The organism is Streptomyces sp. NPDC111802 (genome assembly GCF_055634335.1).
Window position 1 is genome coordinate 140,128 of the sequence record NZ_JBVKCZ010000009.1, and the last position, 16,469, is coordinate 156,596.

At 68.5% G+C, this 16,469-nt stretch carries 13 protein-coding genes and 2 pseudogenes; 10 read left to right on the forward strand and 5 right to left on the reverse strand.

Annotated features, from left to right (window positions below; all coding sequences use genetic code 11):
• Positions 1-9: 9 nt before the first annotated feature.
• Positions 10-1,395 (forward strand): MocR-like pyridoxine biosynthesis transcription factor PdxR, encoded by a 1,386-nt coding sequence (gene pdxR / locus ACZ7NC_RS12325; protein WP_471487379.1) that lies wholly within the window; start codon positions 10-12, stop codon positions 1,393-1,395.
• Positions 1,396-1,422: 27 nt separating this feature from the next.
• On the opposite strand, the pseudogene ACZ7NC_RS12330 reads toward pdxR, so the two are convergent.
• Positions 1,423-2,176, reverse strand: a pseudogene (locus tag ACZ7NC_RS12330) (hypothetical protein).
• 29 nt (positions 2,177-2,205) lie between these two features.
• Here ACZ7NC_RS12330 and ACZ7NC_RS12335 point away from each other — a divergent pair.
• The 4 genes and pseudogenes from ACZ7NC_RS12335 (at position 2,206) to ACZ7NC_RS12350 (ending at position 4,694) form a co-directional block, all read left to right on the forward strand.
• Complete coding sequence (locus ACZ7NC_RS12335) at positions 2,206-2,556, forward strand: hypothetical protein (protein WP_471487381.1); 351 nt, start codon at positions 2,206-2,208, stop codon at positions 2,554-2,556.
• Positions 2,557-2,572: 16 nt separating this feature from the next.
• Entirely contained in the window at positions 2,573-3,757 is a 1,185-nt protein-coding gene (locus tag ACZ7NC_RS12340; protein ID WP_471487382.1) for a glutathionylspermidine synthase family protein, read from the forward strand.
• Positions 3,758-3,845: 88 nt separating this feature from the next.
• Positions 3,846-3,956, forward strand: a pseudogene (locus ACZ7NC_RS12345) (alpha/beta fold hydrolase); the annotation flags it as partial.
• Positions 3,957-4,181: 225 nt separating this feature from the next.
• A complete protein-coding gene (locus tag ACZ7NC_RS12350) occupies positions 4,182-4,694 on the forward strand; it encodes a hypothetical protein (RefSeq protein WP_471487383.1) in 513 nt (170 codons plus the stop codon).
• A 464-nt stretch (positions 4,695-5,158) separates the two neighbouring features.
• On the opposite strand, the gene ACZ7NC_RS12355 is transcribed toward ACZ7NC_RS12350, so the two are convergent.
• Complete coding sequence (locus ACZ7NC_RS12355) at positions 5,159-5,827, reverse strand: GNAT family N-acetyltransferase (RefSeq protein WP_471487384.1); 669 nt, start codon at positions 5,825-5,827, stop codon at positions 5,159-5,161.
• A 513-nt stretch (positions 5,828-6,340) separates the two neighbouring features.
• Here ACZ7NC_RS12355 and ACZ7NC_RS12360 point away from each other — a divergent pair.
• From ACZ7NC_RS12360 to ACZ7NC_RS12370, 3 genes are all read left to right on the forward strand, one after another.
• Positions 6,341-7,147 carry a Mu transposase domain-containing protein gene (locus ACZ7NC_RS12360; RefSeq protein WP_471487385.1) on the forward strand — a complete coding sequence of 269 codons (807 nt, stop codon included), beginning with the start codon at positions 6,341-6,343 and terminating at the stop codon, positions 7,145-7,147.
• Between the two features lie 484 nt (positions 7,148-7,631).
• A complete protein-coding gene (locus ACZ7NC_RS12365) occupies positions 7,632-8,102 on the forward strand; it encodes a DIP1984 family protein (protein ID WP_471487525.1) in 471 nt (156 codons plus the stop codon).
• Between the two features lie 660 nt (positions 8,103-8,762).
• Positions 8,763-9,596: a PIG-L family deacetylase gene (locus tag ACZ7NC_RS12370; RefSeq protein ID WP_471487387.1), complete on the forward strand. Its 834-nt coding sequence runs from the start codon at positions 8,763-8,765 to the stop codon at positions 9,594-9,596.
• A 319-nt stretch (positions 9,597-9,915) separates the two neighbouring features.
• Here the strand turns inward: ACZ7NC_RS12370 and ACZ7NC_RS12375 are convergent, their stop codons facing one another.
• Both ACZ7NC_RS12375 and ACZ7NC_RS12380 read right to left on the reverse strand, forming a co-directional pair.
• Positions 9,916-10,386: a hypothetical protein gene (locus ACZ7NC_RS12375; protein WP_471487526.1), complete on the reverse strand. Its 471-nt coding sequence runs from the start codon at positions 10,384-10,386 to the stop codon at positions 9,916-9,918.
• Positions 10,387-10,808: 422 nt separating this feature from the next.
• Positions 10,809-11,237 (reverse strand): hypothetical protein, encoded by a 429-nt coding sequence (locus tag ACZ7NC_RS12380; protein WP_471487389.1) that lies wholly within the window; start codon positions 11,235-11,237, stop codon positions 10,809-10,811.
• 981 nt (positions 11,238-12,218) lie between these two features.
• Between ACZ7NC_RS12380 and ACZ7NC_RS12385 the strand changes: the two genes are divergently transcribed.
• Both ACZ7NC_RS12385 and ACZ7NC_RS12390 read left to right on the forward strand, forming a co-directional pair.
• On the forward strand, positions 12,219-14,288 hold the full coding sequence (locus tag ACZ7NC_RS12385; protein WP_471487390.1) for a hypothetical protein: 2,070 nt from the start codon (positions 12,219-12,221) through the stop codon (positions 14,286-14,288).
• Positions 14,289-14,406: 118 nt separating this feature from the next.
• Positions 14,407-14,847 (forward strand): hypothetical protein, encoded by a 441-nt coding sequence (locus ACZ7NC_RS12390; RefSeq protein ID WP_471487391.1) that lies wholly within the window; start codon positions 14,407-14,409, stop codon positions 14,845-14,847.
• A gap of 251 nt (positions 14,848-15,098) precedes the next feature.
• Here the strand turns inward: ACZ7NC_RS12390 and rocD are convergent, their stop codons facing one another.
• Positions 15,099-16,346: an ornithine--oxo-acid transaminase gene (rocD, locus tag ACZ7NC_RS12395; protein WP_471487393.1), complete on the reverse strand. Its 1,248-nt coding sequence runs from the start codon at positions 16,344-16,346 to the stop codon at positions 15,099-15,101.
• Positions 16,347-16,469 lie beyond the last annotated feature (123 nt).

The window sequence follows — 16,469 nt, forward strand, 5'->3', positions numbered from 1 at the left end:
TCCACTTCCATGCCGAAACCTTGGGCCACTCTGGGCGTCGACCTCCATCTGGAGCCGTCCGGACCGGGACTGCGCCGCAGCCTGACCGACGCCCTGCGCGAGGCGGTCCGCAGCGCGCGCCTGGCTCCCGGCACCCGGCTGCCCTCCTCCCGCTCCCTCGCCGCCGACCTCGGCATCGCCCGCAACACGGTCGCCGAGGCCTACGCCGAACTCGTCGCCGAGGGCTGGCTCACCGCCCGCCAGGGCTCCGGCACCCGGGTGGCCGACCGCACGGTGATCCTGCCGACGGGCACGGCCACCCCGCGTCCCGAGAGCCCGCGCCCCGTCCACGACCTGATCCCCGGCACCCCCGACCTCGCCGCCTTCCCCCGCACGGAGTGGCTCAGGGCGGCCCGCCGCGCCTTCCTCGCCGCCCCGAACCAGGCCCTCGGCTACGGCGACCCCCGTGGTCGCCCCGAACTGCGCACCGCCCTCGCCGGCTACCTCGCCCGTGCACGGGGCGTACGAGCCGACCCCGAGTGCGTCGTGGTGTGCGCGGGTTTCGTGCACGGCCTGCAACTGCTGGCCCGGGTGCTGCGGGCGCGCGGGCTGGAGACGATCGCGGTGGAGTCGTACGGCCTCCCCCCGCACTGGAGGCAGCTGACGCAGGCCGGCCTGGCCACGGCCCCGCTGCCGTTCGACGAACTGGGCACGAACCCCGGGAGATTGAGCGACGAGGGGGCGGTCCTCCTGACTCCCGCCCACCAGTTCCCGATGGGCGTGCCGCTGCACCGCGACCGCCGGGCGGCGGTGGTGGACTGGGCGCGCCGCACCGGCGGCCTGGTCCTGGAGGACGACTACGACGGCGAGTTCCGCTACGACCGTCAGCCGGTCGGCGCGCTGCAGGGGCTGGACCCCGACCACGTCGTCTACCTGGGCACGGCCAGCAAGTCCCTGGCCCCCGCCCTCCGCCTGGCCTGGATGGTGCTGCCGCCGGCGCTGGTGAAGGAGGTGACGGCGGCGAAGGGCGGCTCCGACACCTGCGGTGTGGTGGACCAGCTGACCCTGGCCGAGTTCCTGACCTTCGGCGCCTACGACCGCCACGTCCGCGCGGCCCGCCTGCGCTACCGCCGCCGCCGTGACGCCCTGGTCGACGCCCTGTCCACCCAGGCTCCCCACCTCCGCGTCACCGGCATCGCCGCGGGCCTGCACGCCGTTCTCCGCCTCCCGCCCGGCACCGAACGCTCCGTGACCCAGGCAGCCACCTGGCAGGGCCTCGCCCTCCACGGCCTGGCGTCCTACCGCCACGAATCCACCACGACCGAGCAGTTGGACGCCCTGGTCGTGGGATACGGGACACCGCCGGACCACGCGTGGGCGGGGGCGCTGGAGGCGTTGTGCAGGGTGCTGCCATGACGTACGGAGGGTGACCGCCCGGGTGTCCTACGGTGATCCCACCCGCGCGGGCGTCTGCGCCGGGGCCTCCCCGAACCTCGCCAACGCCAGTGCCCCCGCCACCGACACCACGAAGCCCAGCACCGCCGGCCAGGCCAGCCCCTCGCGCGTGCGGTCCCCCAGCCACACCACCCCCACCACCGCCGGCCCGATCGTCTCGCCGATCACCATCGCCGCCGTGGCCACCGTGACCGCGCCCCGCTGCAGGGCCGACGTCAGTGCCAGGAACGCGGCCCCGCCCCCGAGCAGCAGGGCGTACGTCGCCGGATCGGCCAGCAGCTCCGACGGTTCGACCGAGTCGATCAGCCGCACCGCCACCTCCACCACCCCGAACCCGGACCCGGCCGCCAGCCCGAGCACCAGCCCCCGCGCCCGCTCCGGAAGCCGCCCACCGGCCAGCCCCACGGCCGGCACGGCCAGCGCCACCCCGAGCATCGCGAACTTCAGCGCGTCGGAGCCCTCCTGGTCCCCCTCCGTCCCCGACGTGTCCCAGCATCGCGAGCCCGGCGCACACGACCCCCACCGCGCCCCACTCACCGCGGTTCAGCCGCACCCGCAGCAGCCGTGCCGCCACGACCGCCGTCACCGCGAGACTGGACGCCAACGCGGCGCTCACGGCGTAGATCGCACACACCATCCCGAACAGCACAAAGCGACTGGAGGCGAGCGAGCGAACGGCACACCCCCCGACAGCCGCACTCTCAACGATCTCTAGGCTGTCCACCTGACGAACCACGGACAATCAGACGTACATCACCGGGGGAGACACACATGGCGGAAACACGACGCCGACTGCGCTCAAGCACGGTCGTCCTCGGCGGCATGGGAGTCATCGCCGCGGCCCTGACCTCGTGCGGTTCCGACCCCGACCGCCGTTGCGTCGACCGCGACAGCTACACCTACGAGGGCTACAAGGTCGTCGCGGACAAGAACTGCAAGTCCGGCTCGGGTTCGAGCACCTCGTACGGCAAGAGCGGCAAGAAGACCGGCAGCTCCGACGCCGCCTGGTACTACGACGCCGACATCGACGACGGCCGCGCCGACTACGGCACCTTCAGCCGCAGCGAGGCCGTCGACCGAGGCGGCTTCGGCTGCTCGGGCTCGGGCAGCAGCGGCGGCTGAGCGGGACCCGTACGAGATGGAGCGCCGCACGATCGAGCCCCGCCCCGGCTGGCAACAGACCGTCGAGGAGCAGGGGCTCATCTACCCCCTCACCCGCCACCCCGACAACTCCCTGCGCCCCTACTGGGACGAGAGCGCCTACTACGTCTTCTCCCTGGAGGAGGTCGAGGCGCTGGAGGAGGTCGTCGAGGAACTGCACCGCATGTGCCTGACGGCGGCCGAGCACATCGTCGCCGAGAACCGCTTCGCCGACCTCGGCATCACCGACCCGCGCATCGCGGACGCGGTCGCCGAAGCCTGGCGCCGCCGCGCCGAACTCCCGTCCGTCTACGGCCGCTTCGACCTGCGCTACGACGGCACCGGCCCGGCCAAGCTCCTGGAGTACAACGCCGACACCCCGACCTCACTGGTGGAGGCCGCCTCGCCCCAGTGGTTCTGGATGGAGGACCGCTTCCCCGGCGCCGACCAGTGGAACTCCCTCCACGAACGCCTCGTCGCCGCCTGGAAGAAGCAGTCCGCCCTGCTCCCGCCCGGCGGGCCCCTCTACTTCGCGTACTCCTCCGCCGACGAACTCGGCGAGGACATGATGACGGTCGCCTATCTGAAGGAGACCGCGGAACAGGCGGGCCTGGACACCGGCTGGATCTCCATGGAGGAGATCGGCTGGGACGGCCTCTCGGGCCGCTTCGTGGACAACCAACTCCGCTTCATCCGCAGCTGCTTCAAGCTCTACCCCTGGGAGTGGCTCACCACCGACCGCTTCGCCGATCACGTCCTCGACACCCTCGACAACGGCGGCGGCACCGGGACCACGCTCTGGATCGAGCCCGCCTGGAAGATGCTCCTCAGCAACAAGGCCCTCCTCGCCATCCTCTGGGAGCTCTACCCCGGCCACCCGAACCTCCTCCCCGCCCATCTCGACGGCCCGAGGGAACTGGCGAGCACCACGGGCTACGTCGCCAAGCCCCTGCTCGGCCGCGAGGGCGCGGGCGTGACCGTCCACGAACCCGGAGCCGAGGCGGTCGTCCGCGAAGAGCCCTGCTGCTACCAGCAGTTGGCCCCGCTACCCGCCTTCGACGGCAACCACGTCGTCCTCGGCGCGTGGGTCGTCGAGGACGAGTCGGCGGGCCTGGGCATCCGCGAGTCGTCCGGCCTGATCACGGACGAGTACGCGCGCTTCCTGCCGCACGTGATCCTGTAACGGCCGTACGCCGAGGTTCAGCCAAAACCAGGTGACCGACCGGGACATGAGCAATACGATACGTATCGTTGGTCTTGTCCTGCGCGATGTCCTACGCGCCCACGTCGTCGGCATGTCGCTGGGCGGCATGCTCACCCAGCTCCTGATTGCCGACCACCCCGACCGCCTGCTGAGCGCGACCCTGATCGGCACGGGCGCCCCCTGACATCTGTCAGGGACGCGACGTCCCAGGCACGGTCTACTGTTCGAGGGGCTGGCTCGGGGGCCTTCCGGCCGCTACGGCAGCTTGGGCGGGTACGACATGATCGCTCCGGTCGGTGACAGTAGTGGTCATTGTGTCGACATGACGAAGGTCCCGGCAGGCCAGCATTACGGCAATGGGCCGATCTGTGGGTGCCCTCAGCCCTTCGACCAAGGAGAAGAGATGCGCAGTGTCCGCCGGATCTTCAGCGTGGGAACGGCCGCGCTCGTGCTCGGGGCAGGGCTCCTAGCCGGTTCTTCCGGTGCAGCTCAGGCGGCGCCGTCGGACTGCACGGGAGGGGCGCAGGGTTTCACCGACATCCCGGACAGTCTCAGCGGTCGGGGTGTGGCGGGGGCGGGGGCAGTGGTGGCCAACTTCGGCGGCAGGCCGTGGGCCGTCGCCTCGTACGCGATGCAGGCCGGCAACGTCGGCGGCAGAGAGATGGGGTGGGGCGTCCTGAGCACCAGCTCCAGCACTTGGGGCGCCGGTGCCATCGGATGGGTCTGGATGGATGTCACCAACGACGGCAAGAATTCGTGGATCCAGTGCGGCCCGTTCACTACGACCGCGAGCGGCGCCAGGATCACGACCCCGGCCTACCCGACCAGCAGCTCGGCGAGTCGGGCCTTCCGTGTCTGCGCGCAGGTGACCAGCGCCTCCCCCGTCAGCGGCATCACCTGCACCCCCTGGTGGTAGCCCCCGACTCTTGGGAACAGGACCTGTCCGCAAGCCTTCTCAGCCGCCGTTTCCTTTGGTGCTGATGGTGCCTGCCGGACGGCAGGGCATATAGGCCAGGCGACGGCCGCGATCATATGGGGCACAAGTAGCGGTTGAGGGCCGCACCCTGCGCGGGGGTGCGGCCCTCCGTGCGTGTGCTTACGAGGTCCAGCCGCCGTACGGCACGGTGATGAGCCGATCCACATTGGTACCGGTCAGCGCAGCCGGACCACGGTGACGACCGCGTGCCGGGTCGTGCCCGCCACGACCTCCACCACCACATCACCGGCGGCGGGCGTGTAGGAGTCGCCGGTCTTCGTGAACGCCCGGCCGGACTGGGAGACCAGGCGTGGGCGGCCGCGAGGAGGGCGAGGTGACGGTTCACTCCGAGCACGTGCGAGTTCCGAGCGGCGGACTCGCTCCTCCGCCCCTCCACTCCTGCCTCAGGGCCTCGCACACGCCGACGCGGCGCCCTCGTGCCGGTACCAGACGCTGTCCAGCTCACGGCCGTCCGGCAGGGTGTGGCGGGCCGGGCCGGGGGCCGGGACGAAGCCGGCGCGTTCCAGGGCGCGGCGGCACGCGAGGTTCGCCTTCGCCGTGCCCGCCCGTACCGTCGGCAGACCGGCGTGGCCATGGGCGAACTCCGCTCCCGCCAGGAACAGTTCAGCGCCAAGGCCCTGGCCTCGATGGTCGGGGGCGAGAACGCCGCCGATCTCACCCCGGTCGTGGTGGAGTTCGAGGTACCCGGCGTAGCGCCCGGTGTCGCGGCGTACACAGACCATGAACTCGGGCATCTCGGGGCTGGGTTCGAAGGGCTCGGCCAGCTCGGGGTTGGACCTGATGAACCAACGGGGGGTGGCGCCAGTGGGGCCCATGCGCAGCAGGGCCCGTCTGGTGTCGGCGTCCGGTACGACCTGGTCCATCTGGTTCCCCTGCCAGCGCTGGGCATCGGGGTCCGCGCCCGCGACGATGGCCGCCAAGGCGTCGAGCTTGGTCACCGGGGTGTAGAGCAGCAGGTGCGGGGTGGCCAGGGCGTGCCGGCCGGGCGTGCACGCGTCCGGGACCGGGAGGCCCGAGGCCGCCCGGCGACGTCGTAGAAGCGACCGAATCATGGAACCCCCCGTTGTATTCGTCCTGGTGTGTCCGGCCGAATGTACCGGGTGTTTCCGGCCGCACGTATCGGCAAGGGAGAGCGCCGTACTCCCGTCCTCGACCATCGCGCCCACCCGCTGCCGGGTCCGCTGAAGCCTCCGCCACTGCCGTGACCTGCACCGACTCGAGCAGAACACCGCCTCCGCCGCCATCGTCTGCGGCAGCGGATCACCACACTCCCGGCGGTACCGCCGAGCCGTCCGGCCAGCCCCCACACCTCAGATCATCCAGGCGCAATCACCTCACGGCCAGGGATCAAAACACCTACTCAGTGTCAGCCTCGGCGATGAGTAGAGCAGCGCATTCTCGCGGTACAGCTCATACCGGTACGAGGTGGCCCGTTCCAGGTCGCGCCGCTGCTGGGGGTCGGCGTCGGGCAGGGTGAGCTCAACGAACCCGCGGCCGTCACGCAGGACCCCCTGGGACGTGACTTTCCCGGAGATGAGCACAGGGGTGGTGCCGATGGTGATGAGGTGTCCTCGCTCGCCGAGCTGAACGAGATGGTCGAGCAGTGGGACCGGCAAGACGACGTCCGGCGGATCGGCTCCAGGTCCAGGACCATCCTCGAGGACTTCGCGCTCGAACAGCCGCTGCTGATGCCGCTGCCGGAGGAGCCGATCGAGACCGGGCGGCTGTTCACGCCGCGGGTCGACCGCTACGGACAGATCCCGGTCCGCACGAACCGCTACTCGGTCCTCATCCGACTGATCGGCAAACGGGTCCGCGTCATCCTGCACGCCTCTCACCTGGTTGTTTACGACCAGAACATGGAAGTGGCCCGGCACGAGCGGCTGATCGCCAAGGGCGCCGTCCGCCTGGAACTGGACCACTACCTGGAGGTCCTGGTCCGCAAGCCCGGCGCCTTCCCCGGCTCGACCGCTCTCGAACAGGCCCGCTCAGCAGGCAAGTTCACCCCAGTCCACGACGCCTGGTGGACGCAGGCCATGAAGATCCGCGGCGAGTGGGACGGCACCCGCGCGTTGATCGAGGTGGTGCTACTCGGACGCCACCTGGCGCACGAGCATGTCGTCGCCGGCCTGGCCGCGGCAGTGCGGGCCGGGGCCATGACCGCGGATGCGGTCGCGCTGGAGGCCCGTAAAGCCGCCCAGGCAGAGACCGAGCCCGCACCGGATGCCCGGGCGCTCGACAAACCGTCGGCGACGGTGACGTCCCTACACGAGTGGCGCCTGGCGCACCTTCCGCCGGCCACCGTGAGGGAGAAGCGCATGACCATGCCCCGCCAGCGAGGCTTGACCGGGCACTGGCTCGGTGGCTTCTGACCGACCAGAAGTTCCAGCGCCTGGAGCTCCGCGCCGCAACCGAGGACACCGCTTCCCAGAAGGTCGCGCTCAAGGCCGGCTTTCATCGTGAAGGCATCTTGCGCAATGCTGGCTTCGTTCACACGGGCAGGATCGACCTCATCCTGTTCTCCCTCCTGCCGGACGATCTCACGATCACAGGCGACACTGTTGCGGGCGCTCGATGACACCGACGTGACGCCAAAACTCGTGAACATTGGAGAGCGCGTTGATCGCCATGTGTTATCCGCCCCCGTGACAAAACGCTGTCCCCGGAAGGGAACGAAGTCACGGATTCCCAGTCGTTCTCGTTCGTGCTGTCGGATTCCCTTTCGTGCCGCTCTGAGTGGCTGTCCGCTCTCACTCCAGTGGCTGGTCAAGGCTGCGGCGGATCAAAATGCAGGTGCGTATGAGCCGGTTCGCACTCGTATACTCGTGCGGGCTCACGGAGGGGGAGGTGGAGACAGTGAAGCTTGCTGAGGCACTGGCAGAACGTGCGGAGGCGACGCGCCGTGTAGAACAGCTGCGAGCGCGTGTCGTCAGCAGTGCGCGGTACCAGGAAGGGGAGACGCCTGCCGAGGATGCAGCTCAACTGTTGGCTGAGGCTGGTGAGGTGCTGGACGCTCTGGAAACGTTGATCCGGCGGATCAACCGGACCAATGCCACCGTGGAGATGCGTCCGGACGGCACGCTCACCGATGCCCTCGCACGCCGGGATGTCCTGAGGTTGCGTCACTCTGTGGTCACCGCGGCGGCGGACGCGGCGGCGGGTAAGGGCGAGCGGGGATACGGCCGGCAGCTCCGGTCCGAGCTGATGATGCTTTCCGCGCTTCCGGTCGCGGAACTGCGCGGTCAGGCGGATGCCCTCGCCCGGGAGATCCGCGAGGTCGATGTGCGGATCCAGCGTACGAATTGGGAGGTCGATTTGCTGGACTGAATGGTCCAGCAAGCGGGGATGATGTGGAGCAGGTAGCAGCTTCGGAGGCGTGCACACACCGAGGGCTGGCGGTTTTCCAGCCCACTCCTGGCGCGTGAAGAGCAACGCGGGGGTTCGACTCCCCAATCAACAGTGCAGCTCAGTACCGCGTACAGGTAACGGTGCACATCGCACAGCACATCACCACGTGCAGATCTGAGGCGGCGAGGGCGGGTTCGGGGCTTTCCACATCGCAGCGCCATGGAGACGGCGATCTCCGATGGATACTGTTGGCGTTTTGACGGCGCTCCCTCCATTTATCACAAACGAGACTTCCGCGAAGTCCAGGTCGTTTGAGAGCGCTGGCCACTGGCGCTCTCAAACGACCTGGCAACCGCGCAGGTCAGCAGCCCACCACACGCCAGACGCAGTGCGACAGGACAATGCAGGTCGCGCCTGTACCTCGTTCGCCTTGAAACGCCGACGCCTGGATGGCCAAGCGGCCGCGCCGGGAACAACGGGTCCGGCCGGCACGGTTGCATCGACCGAGGGACCGGCGCGGCACGGGCGGGGAACACGGAGACCAGAGGGTCGTCCGCCCCACCAGGGTCCGGGCCCCAGGATCGCGGTACGCCTGCCGCGCAGGCGGACGAAGACGTATTTCTGCAGGAGGACTGCTTGATGACTGACCGGCCCTTGACGCTCATGGCGGTGCACGCCCATCCCGACGACGAGGCCACCGGAACCGGAGGGGTCCTCGCGCGGTACGCGGCGGAAGGCATCCGCACGGTTCTCGTGACGTGTACCGACGGCGGTTGCGGTGACGGGCCGGGGGGTGTCAAGCCGGGCGATCCCGGGCACGATCCGGCGGCAGTTGCCTTGATGCGCCGTCAAGAACTCAAGGCGAGCTGTGACGTCCTGAAGGTCAGCGATCTGGAGATGCTGGAGTATGCCGACTCCGGGATGATGGGCTGGCCGAGCAACGCCGCCCCCGGATCGTTCTGGCAGACCCCCGTGGAGGAAGGCGCGGCCCGACTCGCGGAACTCATGCGGCACTACCGACCCGATGTGGTCGTCACCTACGACGCGAACGGCTTCTACGGCCACCCCGATCACATCCAGGCCCACCGCATCACGATGGCGGCGCTGGTGATGACCGCGCTGACACCGAAGGTGTACTGGACCACGATGCCTCGCTCGGGGATGCAGCGGTTCGGGGAGATCATGCGCGAGTTTCATCCGGACATGCCGGAGCCGGATCCTGCCGAGGCCGCCGCGATGGCCGAGATCGGCCTCCCCGACGATGAGATCACCACGTGGGTGGACACCACCGCGTTCAGCGGTCAGAAGTTCGACGCGCTGGCCGCGCACGCCAGTCAGGGCGAGAACATCTTCTTCCTCAGGATGGGCAAGGAGAGGTTCGGCGAGTTGATGGGCATGGAGACCTTCGTACGTGTCCAGGACGCCACCGGCGCGGCCGTACCCGAGAACGATCTCTTCGCCGGACTGCGCTGACCCACCCATCCGGAGCGGAGCTCGGGAAAGCTCATCGGCCGCACGGCGCGAGCGCGTCACACACCCGGAGACTTATCCACGCGGGTTCCGCTCCGTCAACCCGCGACCAGGTCGGCAGGTTCTCGCCAACGGCGTCGCCGCGTGCCCTCTACCGGCGGTTCTGCCTCTATCGTGAACGAGACTTCCGCGAGGCGCCCGGCTAAGTTCGGTCGTGGACAACACTGAGATCACGATCAAGCTCACCTCCGACGAGGCGTTTCCTCCTCTCGGACTGGCTGGAGCGAGTTCAGATGACAGATCTGGTGAGCTCTGGGGGGCGTCACCAGTCGGCAGTGGCCCGTGGAATGACCTCGCAGCGAGCGATCTGGTCCACCCGCCCCGTGCCGGCACCGGCAACGGCCACGCGTTCGGTTGCGGTGTCCTTCGCGGGCACCGGCACCTGAGCGGTGTAGGTGATCATGGTGAAGCCGTGCGCGTCCTTGAATTTGATCTTCATGGTGAATACGGCGTCGCGTTCGTTCGGATTCCTGATTTCGACGGTCGCGTACGGGTCGTCCAAGCTCGCGCAGCTGATGAGTGCCGCGGTGCCGTCCTTCAAGGGCCGGGCAGCTTCACTGGAGGGGGACGCGGTCGGGGCGGGACTGTGGGTGGGCTTCGAGCGGTGGGTACGGCCGCCGCTGCCACCGGTACTCGTCCCGGAGTCCTGCGCGTCGCTCTCGGACGAACTGGCATCGCTGCGGCTTCCGTGACCACAACCCGACGAGAACCCGGTCAGGGCCAGCACGACCATCGCCGACACCGCTGTGAATCTGAGCCTGCGCCCCCGCATGTACATGCCGCCACTTTACCCGCGGGCGTCCCACCTGCCCCGACGGCGTCGAGCGGCGGCCCCTGGCGCCCTCGGACAACGAGACGACGGATGCCCGGCCGGCTTCGGGGAGACACCTGTCCGCAGCCACGTCCGGCTGTGCTGGTTCCAAAAGGCTGGCTCCAGGTGCGCGAAATCGGGTGCCCAGCAACCGGGATGAGGTCAGCCAGCGAACTGGGAGCCTCTGCCCGGGGTTTCCTAGAGGCGTGCAAGGTATTGATGGTCGAACCCAAGGTTGAAGTGAGCCCGGTGGCTGGGCATTGCCCTGATCAGGAATCCGGCGGGGCAGGCATCGAGAGCATGCGCATACATCACGGGGCGCATTGGCCGACCTGACCCCTCACTCACGCGGCGGTGGCCTCAAGGTGGTACGTCGTGTCGACCCAGAAGCCGCCCTTGGCTGTCGCCTTGATCTCCAGCACGTACTGGCCGGGCGACAGTGGTGCGACGCCAGCCCAGACTCCCCAGGTGAACCGGCGAGTCAGCCACTTGGTGCGGAACTGCGCCGAGAACTCCTGCAAGGGAAGCGGAACGCCATTGAGCGCGGCCACCGCCTTCACCACGCCCATGGTCTGCGGGGTGCTCGAGTAGAACCGGTTGTGCTGCATGTTGAGCAAGGGGAAGAAGAGGGGGCGGTCCGACGGGATCACACAGCGCCGCACGACGCGGCCACCGTATGTGCCAGCAAGGAACCAGAGGTCGTCAGGTTGGTTCCAATCGGCGTGTTCGCCGGTCTCGTCATTGACCGGGCTGCGGTCCTTTGGCGCGGACATGGCCCAAGTGGAGTGATGGGGCCGGGCACGGTCGGGACTGCTGAGCCGGTTCGCGCGCCAGAGTCATCGAGCAGCTTTCTCGATCTCAAGTTGTGCCCCCTGTTTGGTCAGAACAGGGTGGACAGACCTCCATGGCGTGTCCACGTCGGGTCGAGGTGATCAAAGCACAGGGACTTACGACAGGCTCCGGCTTCAGTGCGTGTTTCGCGCCACCTCGCGGATGAAGGTCGCGCCTTCCTCTTCGCGCTGACCCTCTCCGCGCCGACCGCCTTGTTGCCCCCGCCTGCGGAGCGTGCCGCGTGCGCCCTGCCGGATCGTACTCGTTCACGACGGAGAGCTCGGCGTCGTCGATGGCCAGGTTCCAGTGGAACTTGCTGCCCACCCATTCGGCGACGTACCGGAAGCGCACGTCGGCGGAAGGCGGCAGCCAGACGGCCGGGGCCTGGCGCGGCTTGCTGCGGTTGGAGCGCGCGGTGAGGGTAACGAAAGACCGCTCGGCGCCCTGGTCGTTGGCGCACGCCCGCGGGAGCGCGAGGTCCAGGCGGATGCGGACAGGGTCGGCAATGGGTCAGCAAAGGATCAACGGTTCAGCTCAGAAGAAGCTCAACACCTTTGCTTCACACGATGGTCACAGGATTAGCTGTCCGAACGATCTTGGGCGCAACCGGAATGGTGTGCTCGGGTTCGTTGTCCGACCAGCGTGTTAGATCCCGGCCAGGTGAGCCCGACCAGCTCGCTCGTGGCCGTCACGCACCAGTACAGGGGGGAACCTATGACACCTCATGCCATCAGAAGATCCGCGCTGCGCGCCGCCTGGGCCGTATGCGCGGGCTCTCTCATCGCATCTGCCGCGCTCGCATCGCAGGCCATCGCGCCCACCGCAGCCCACGCGGCTGACGAGTCGTGCATCTCATCGGTGGGCACTTACGTCCTGAGTCCGGCGAGCAGCAACCCCGCCAAGAAGCGCACCTGACCAAGTACATGGACTGGGGGCCGAAGGCGGGCGAGTCGAGTTTCTTCGACACGCAGCTCACCGCACAGATACCCGGCACGAGCAAGCTGTTCACCGCACCGAACGGCGTGATCTACGAGATCTCCGCCAGCGACCGCGACGCACCGTTGAAGGCGTACAAGGACAACACCGCCGCCGGCGGCGCGCTGCTGACGCCGGTGAAGACGTACAAGCCCAACTGGAGCACCGCCAAGCGGGTGTGGTCGAACGGCAAGCGGATCTTCGTCATCAACGAGGACCAGACGGTCAACGTCTTCGAGCAGACCGCCCCGGTCACTGGCGCCGGCAGCATCAACCTGATTGCCGCGCTGCCGCGGTCGAACCGGCTGACCGAGATCGTCAACGCCGAGGACGTGTGGATGGTCGGCTCGGTCATCTACACCCTGGGCACCGACGGCACGATCGCGCACCAGACCTACCTGGAGACCACGGATTCCGCGGGCGCCGTCAAGCCGACGCTGGGCGCATCGGTCACCGACACGACCGGTCTGAGCGGTGTCACGCAGGCGTGGAGCCCCGGCCCCGGCGCCATCAACACCCTGAGCGTCACCGACGACCCGGACACCACGGGCCGCATCAGCAAATACACCACCGGCCCGTTCACCGAAATCAATGACGAGGTGACCGTCGGCGTCCTGGGCGACGTCATGGCGGACACCGCTCCCTGCCTGGCCGACCCGGACCCCGACGTCGTGCCGTACTTCGGTACCCCGCCGGCCGACGACAGCGATCTCCCGACCGCGCAGGAGCCGTCCGACTCCGCGCCGCCGCAGCCCTCGAACACGGTCACGGGCAAGTTCACCCTCGGCAACGGGCAGCCCGCAGCCGGCTTGCCGGTCACCGTGACCGCCGCCGATGTCGTCGCCGGCAGCGAAAGCGCCGGCGGAGCGACCGAGCCCGTCGTGGGTACCGCGACGACGGCAGCCGACGGCACCTGGTCCCTGACGCTGCCCTCGAGCCTGCCGTCGGCCGTACAGAAGGTCATGGATGACAACTGCGGTGCGCTGAACCTCAACGCCACCACGGCCGGCACCACCTCGTCCGGTGTCCCTGTGCTGGGAGTGGACGCCCTGGTCGCCGTACCGCCGAAGTCCGCGGCACTGCGGGCCGCAGGCAGCGGGGAGACGGACTCGATCGCACAGGCGATCGACGACGGGCACAGCGTTCCCATGCTGCCGAACACCGTCGACGACGCCGCGGCGAAGGAACCGACGCCGGAGCAGGAGAAGCGGACGCTCGCCGCCCAGACGGAAGCCGATCCCAAGGCGACCGACGAGAAGACTCCGGTGTGGCAGTCCGACCGCGGCACTCTCGCGGCCGACTACAACCCCTACGCGGCGGACGGCAAGGACATCCGCGGCGAGAAGATCACGCCCCGTGCTTCGGAGACGTGCGACACGTTGCGGTTCAAGCAGACCTCCAAGATCAAGTACACGGTGGTCGGTGAAGCGCACGCGAACTGGGACGCGAAGGCGACGTTCGAGTACGACGCCACGATGAACAGCACCATCGACATCGCCGTCAACAGCAACGGGGACTGGAAGGTCGGCGGCAGCAAGCAGGTGTCGCACGAGACGGGCGTGTCGACGGGTTACGTCAACAAGGGCTCCTACTACGCCCGTCAATACCAGGTGCCGATCGAATACATCAAGTACAAGCACCAGCGGATCTGCTTCGGCACGGTTCGCGCCACTTGGTACACGATCGAAGCCGGCCGCTACAAGGTTCCCTCCGGCGGATCGGTCGGCAAGATCGGCAAGAACGTCGCCTCCAAGGACGGCTCCCGCAACTACAACAACTCGCCCAGAAGCCACCGGGCCAAGGTGGAGCGTGGGACGTTCTTCCAGCTCTCCAGAAAGAAGTCGAGCAAGTTCGGCAATGCCGTCAACTTCATGGGAGTCGCACTCGGCGTCACCACCGGATACGACAACAATCACAAGCAGAAGATCTCCGCTGGGACCCGCACAAACGCAAGTCACATGATCTGGGGGAAGAATGGGCCGGTTTCCGACAAGCCTGGCGTCTTCTACTCCAACTAGACGCCGCATCACCCTTGCTGCCGGACTCTGCGCCGCGGCTCTGACGGCCGCGATTGCCTGGGTGCTCACCGGCTGGCCGACAGGCGGGGTCCGGGAGGGCTCAGCACTCGACGGAGGCATGCAGTCAGCCGGAGATGTGGGTTACGAACACGCTCAGATCGGTGAGGAGTACTGGGCCGGCCTTCCTCTCACCTGGAACACATCCGGCCAGGACCTGGAGATCACCAAAGCGGAGTTCTCCCAGGTCCCCAAGGGCCTGAAAGTCATCGAGTACCGGGCCGTCAACGGCAACGAGACCGACGGGAACATCCTGTTCTCCCGCAACGACGGCAAGAGCGGCCTGCCCGATCTGATCAAGGCCAGGGACTATGCAGGCCACCCGGTCAAGGTGAAGGCGAAGTCCGGCAGCGACATCTACTACATCGCGCGGGTCAAGGTCACGGGCCCCATCCACGGTGCGCTGACGGGCTGCCGTTTCTGGTACCAGCAGGACAACAAGGAGTACCAGCAGCAGCTGGACTGCTCGACCATCGTCCGCCTCGGACCGCCGATCAAGTAGGGGCTGGGCACGTACGTCCCCGAGCTCAGCGAGACGCTCGGCTGGAACCGCCCAGCCGAGCGTCTCGTCTGTCGCCATGATTCGAGCCAGAGCTGGTGAGCAGCTGCGCCTGCTCACGCTCCTGCTGCGATGTGCGGTTCTCCAGGACCCGGTACGAGTCCCACGCCGCGCGGACAGTTGCGTCCACGGCCACCCCATCGCTGCTCATGCGCATGCCCTGGTGAAGCCGACAGCACCCGCGCCCGCCCGGCTCACATCCCGAGCACGCCCCGCAACTGCGCGAGCCCCCAGTCCAGATCCTCCTTCCCGATCACCAGGGGCGGCGCGATGCGGATCGTCGCCATGGGGGAACCGCCCGCGCCCTTGAGGCTGTGCCGGAGGGTGTCCTTCACCAGCACACCCCGGTCCATCAGCTTCTCGGACACCTCCCGGCCCGTGCCGTACGCCCGGGCGATGTCGATGCCCGCCCACAGACCGCGCCCCCGCACCTCCGTCACCCGCCCCGTCCCGGCCAACAGCCCCAGCTCCCGGTGCAGATGTGCGCCGAGTTCGGCCGCCCGCGCCTGGAACTCACCCGTCCGCAGCATCGCGATCACCTCCAGCGCCACCGCACAGGCCAGCGGATTGCCGCCGAACGTCGACCCGTGCTCCCCGGGCCGGAACACCCCGAGCACATCCGCCGACGACACCACCGCCGACACCGGCACCACCCCGCCCCCGAGCGCCTTGCCCAGCACATACACATCCGGCACCACCCCCTCGTGCTCGCACGCGAAGGTGCGTCCCGTGCGCCCCAGCCCCGACTGGATCTCGTCCGCCACGAACAGCACGTTCCGCTCCCGCGTCAGCTCCCGCACCGCCGGCAGATAACCGGCCGGCGGAACGACCACCCCCGCCTCGCCCTGGATCGGCTCCAGCAGCACGGCCACCGTGTTCTCCGTCAACGCCTCCCGCATCGCCGTCAGATCCCCGTACGGCACGATCTGGAAGCCCGGCGTGTACGGCCCGAAGTCCGCCCGCGCCTCCGGGTCGGTGGAGAAGCTGATGATCGTCGTCGTACGGCCGTGGAAGTTGTCGGACGCCACCACGATCTTCGCCATCTCCGCCGGGACGCCCTTGACCCGGTAGCCCCATTTCCGGGCCGTCTTCACGGCCGTCTCCACCGCCTCCGCCCCGGTGTTCATCGGCAGCACCGTCTCCATCCCGCACAGCTCGGCCAGCTGCGCGCAGAACGCCCCGAAGCGGTCGTGATGAAACGTCCGCGACGTCAGCGTCACCCGCTCCAGCTGCGCCTTCGCCGCCGCCACGATCCGCCGGTTGCCGTGCCCGAAATTGAGCGCCGAATACCCGGCCAGCAGATCCAGATACCGCCGCCCCTCCACATCCGTCATCCAGGCCCCGTCGGCCGTCGCCACCACGAGCGGCAACGGGTGGTAGTTGTGCGCACTGTGCTCGTCGATCGCGGCGATCAGGGATTCGGTGGTGCTGGACGTACTCACGGGGCTCTCCGTTTCCGCCACCGCGAGGGCTCGTGTCCCGGCAGTCACGAGGCTCGCGGCCACTGTCCAATTCCTGCCTTACGCGTGCCGTGCGTCCCCTTCCTATCGTGGCTCGCATGGTGG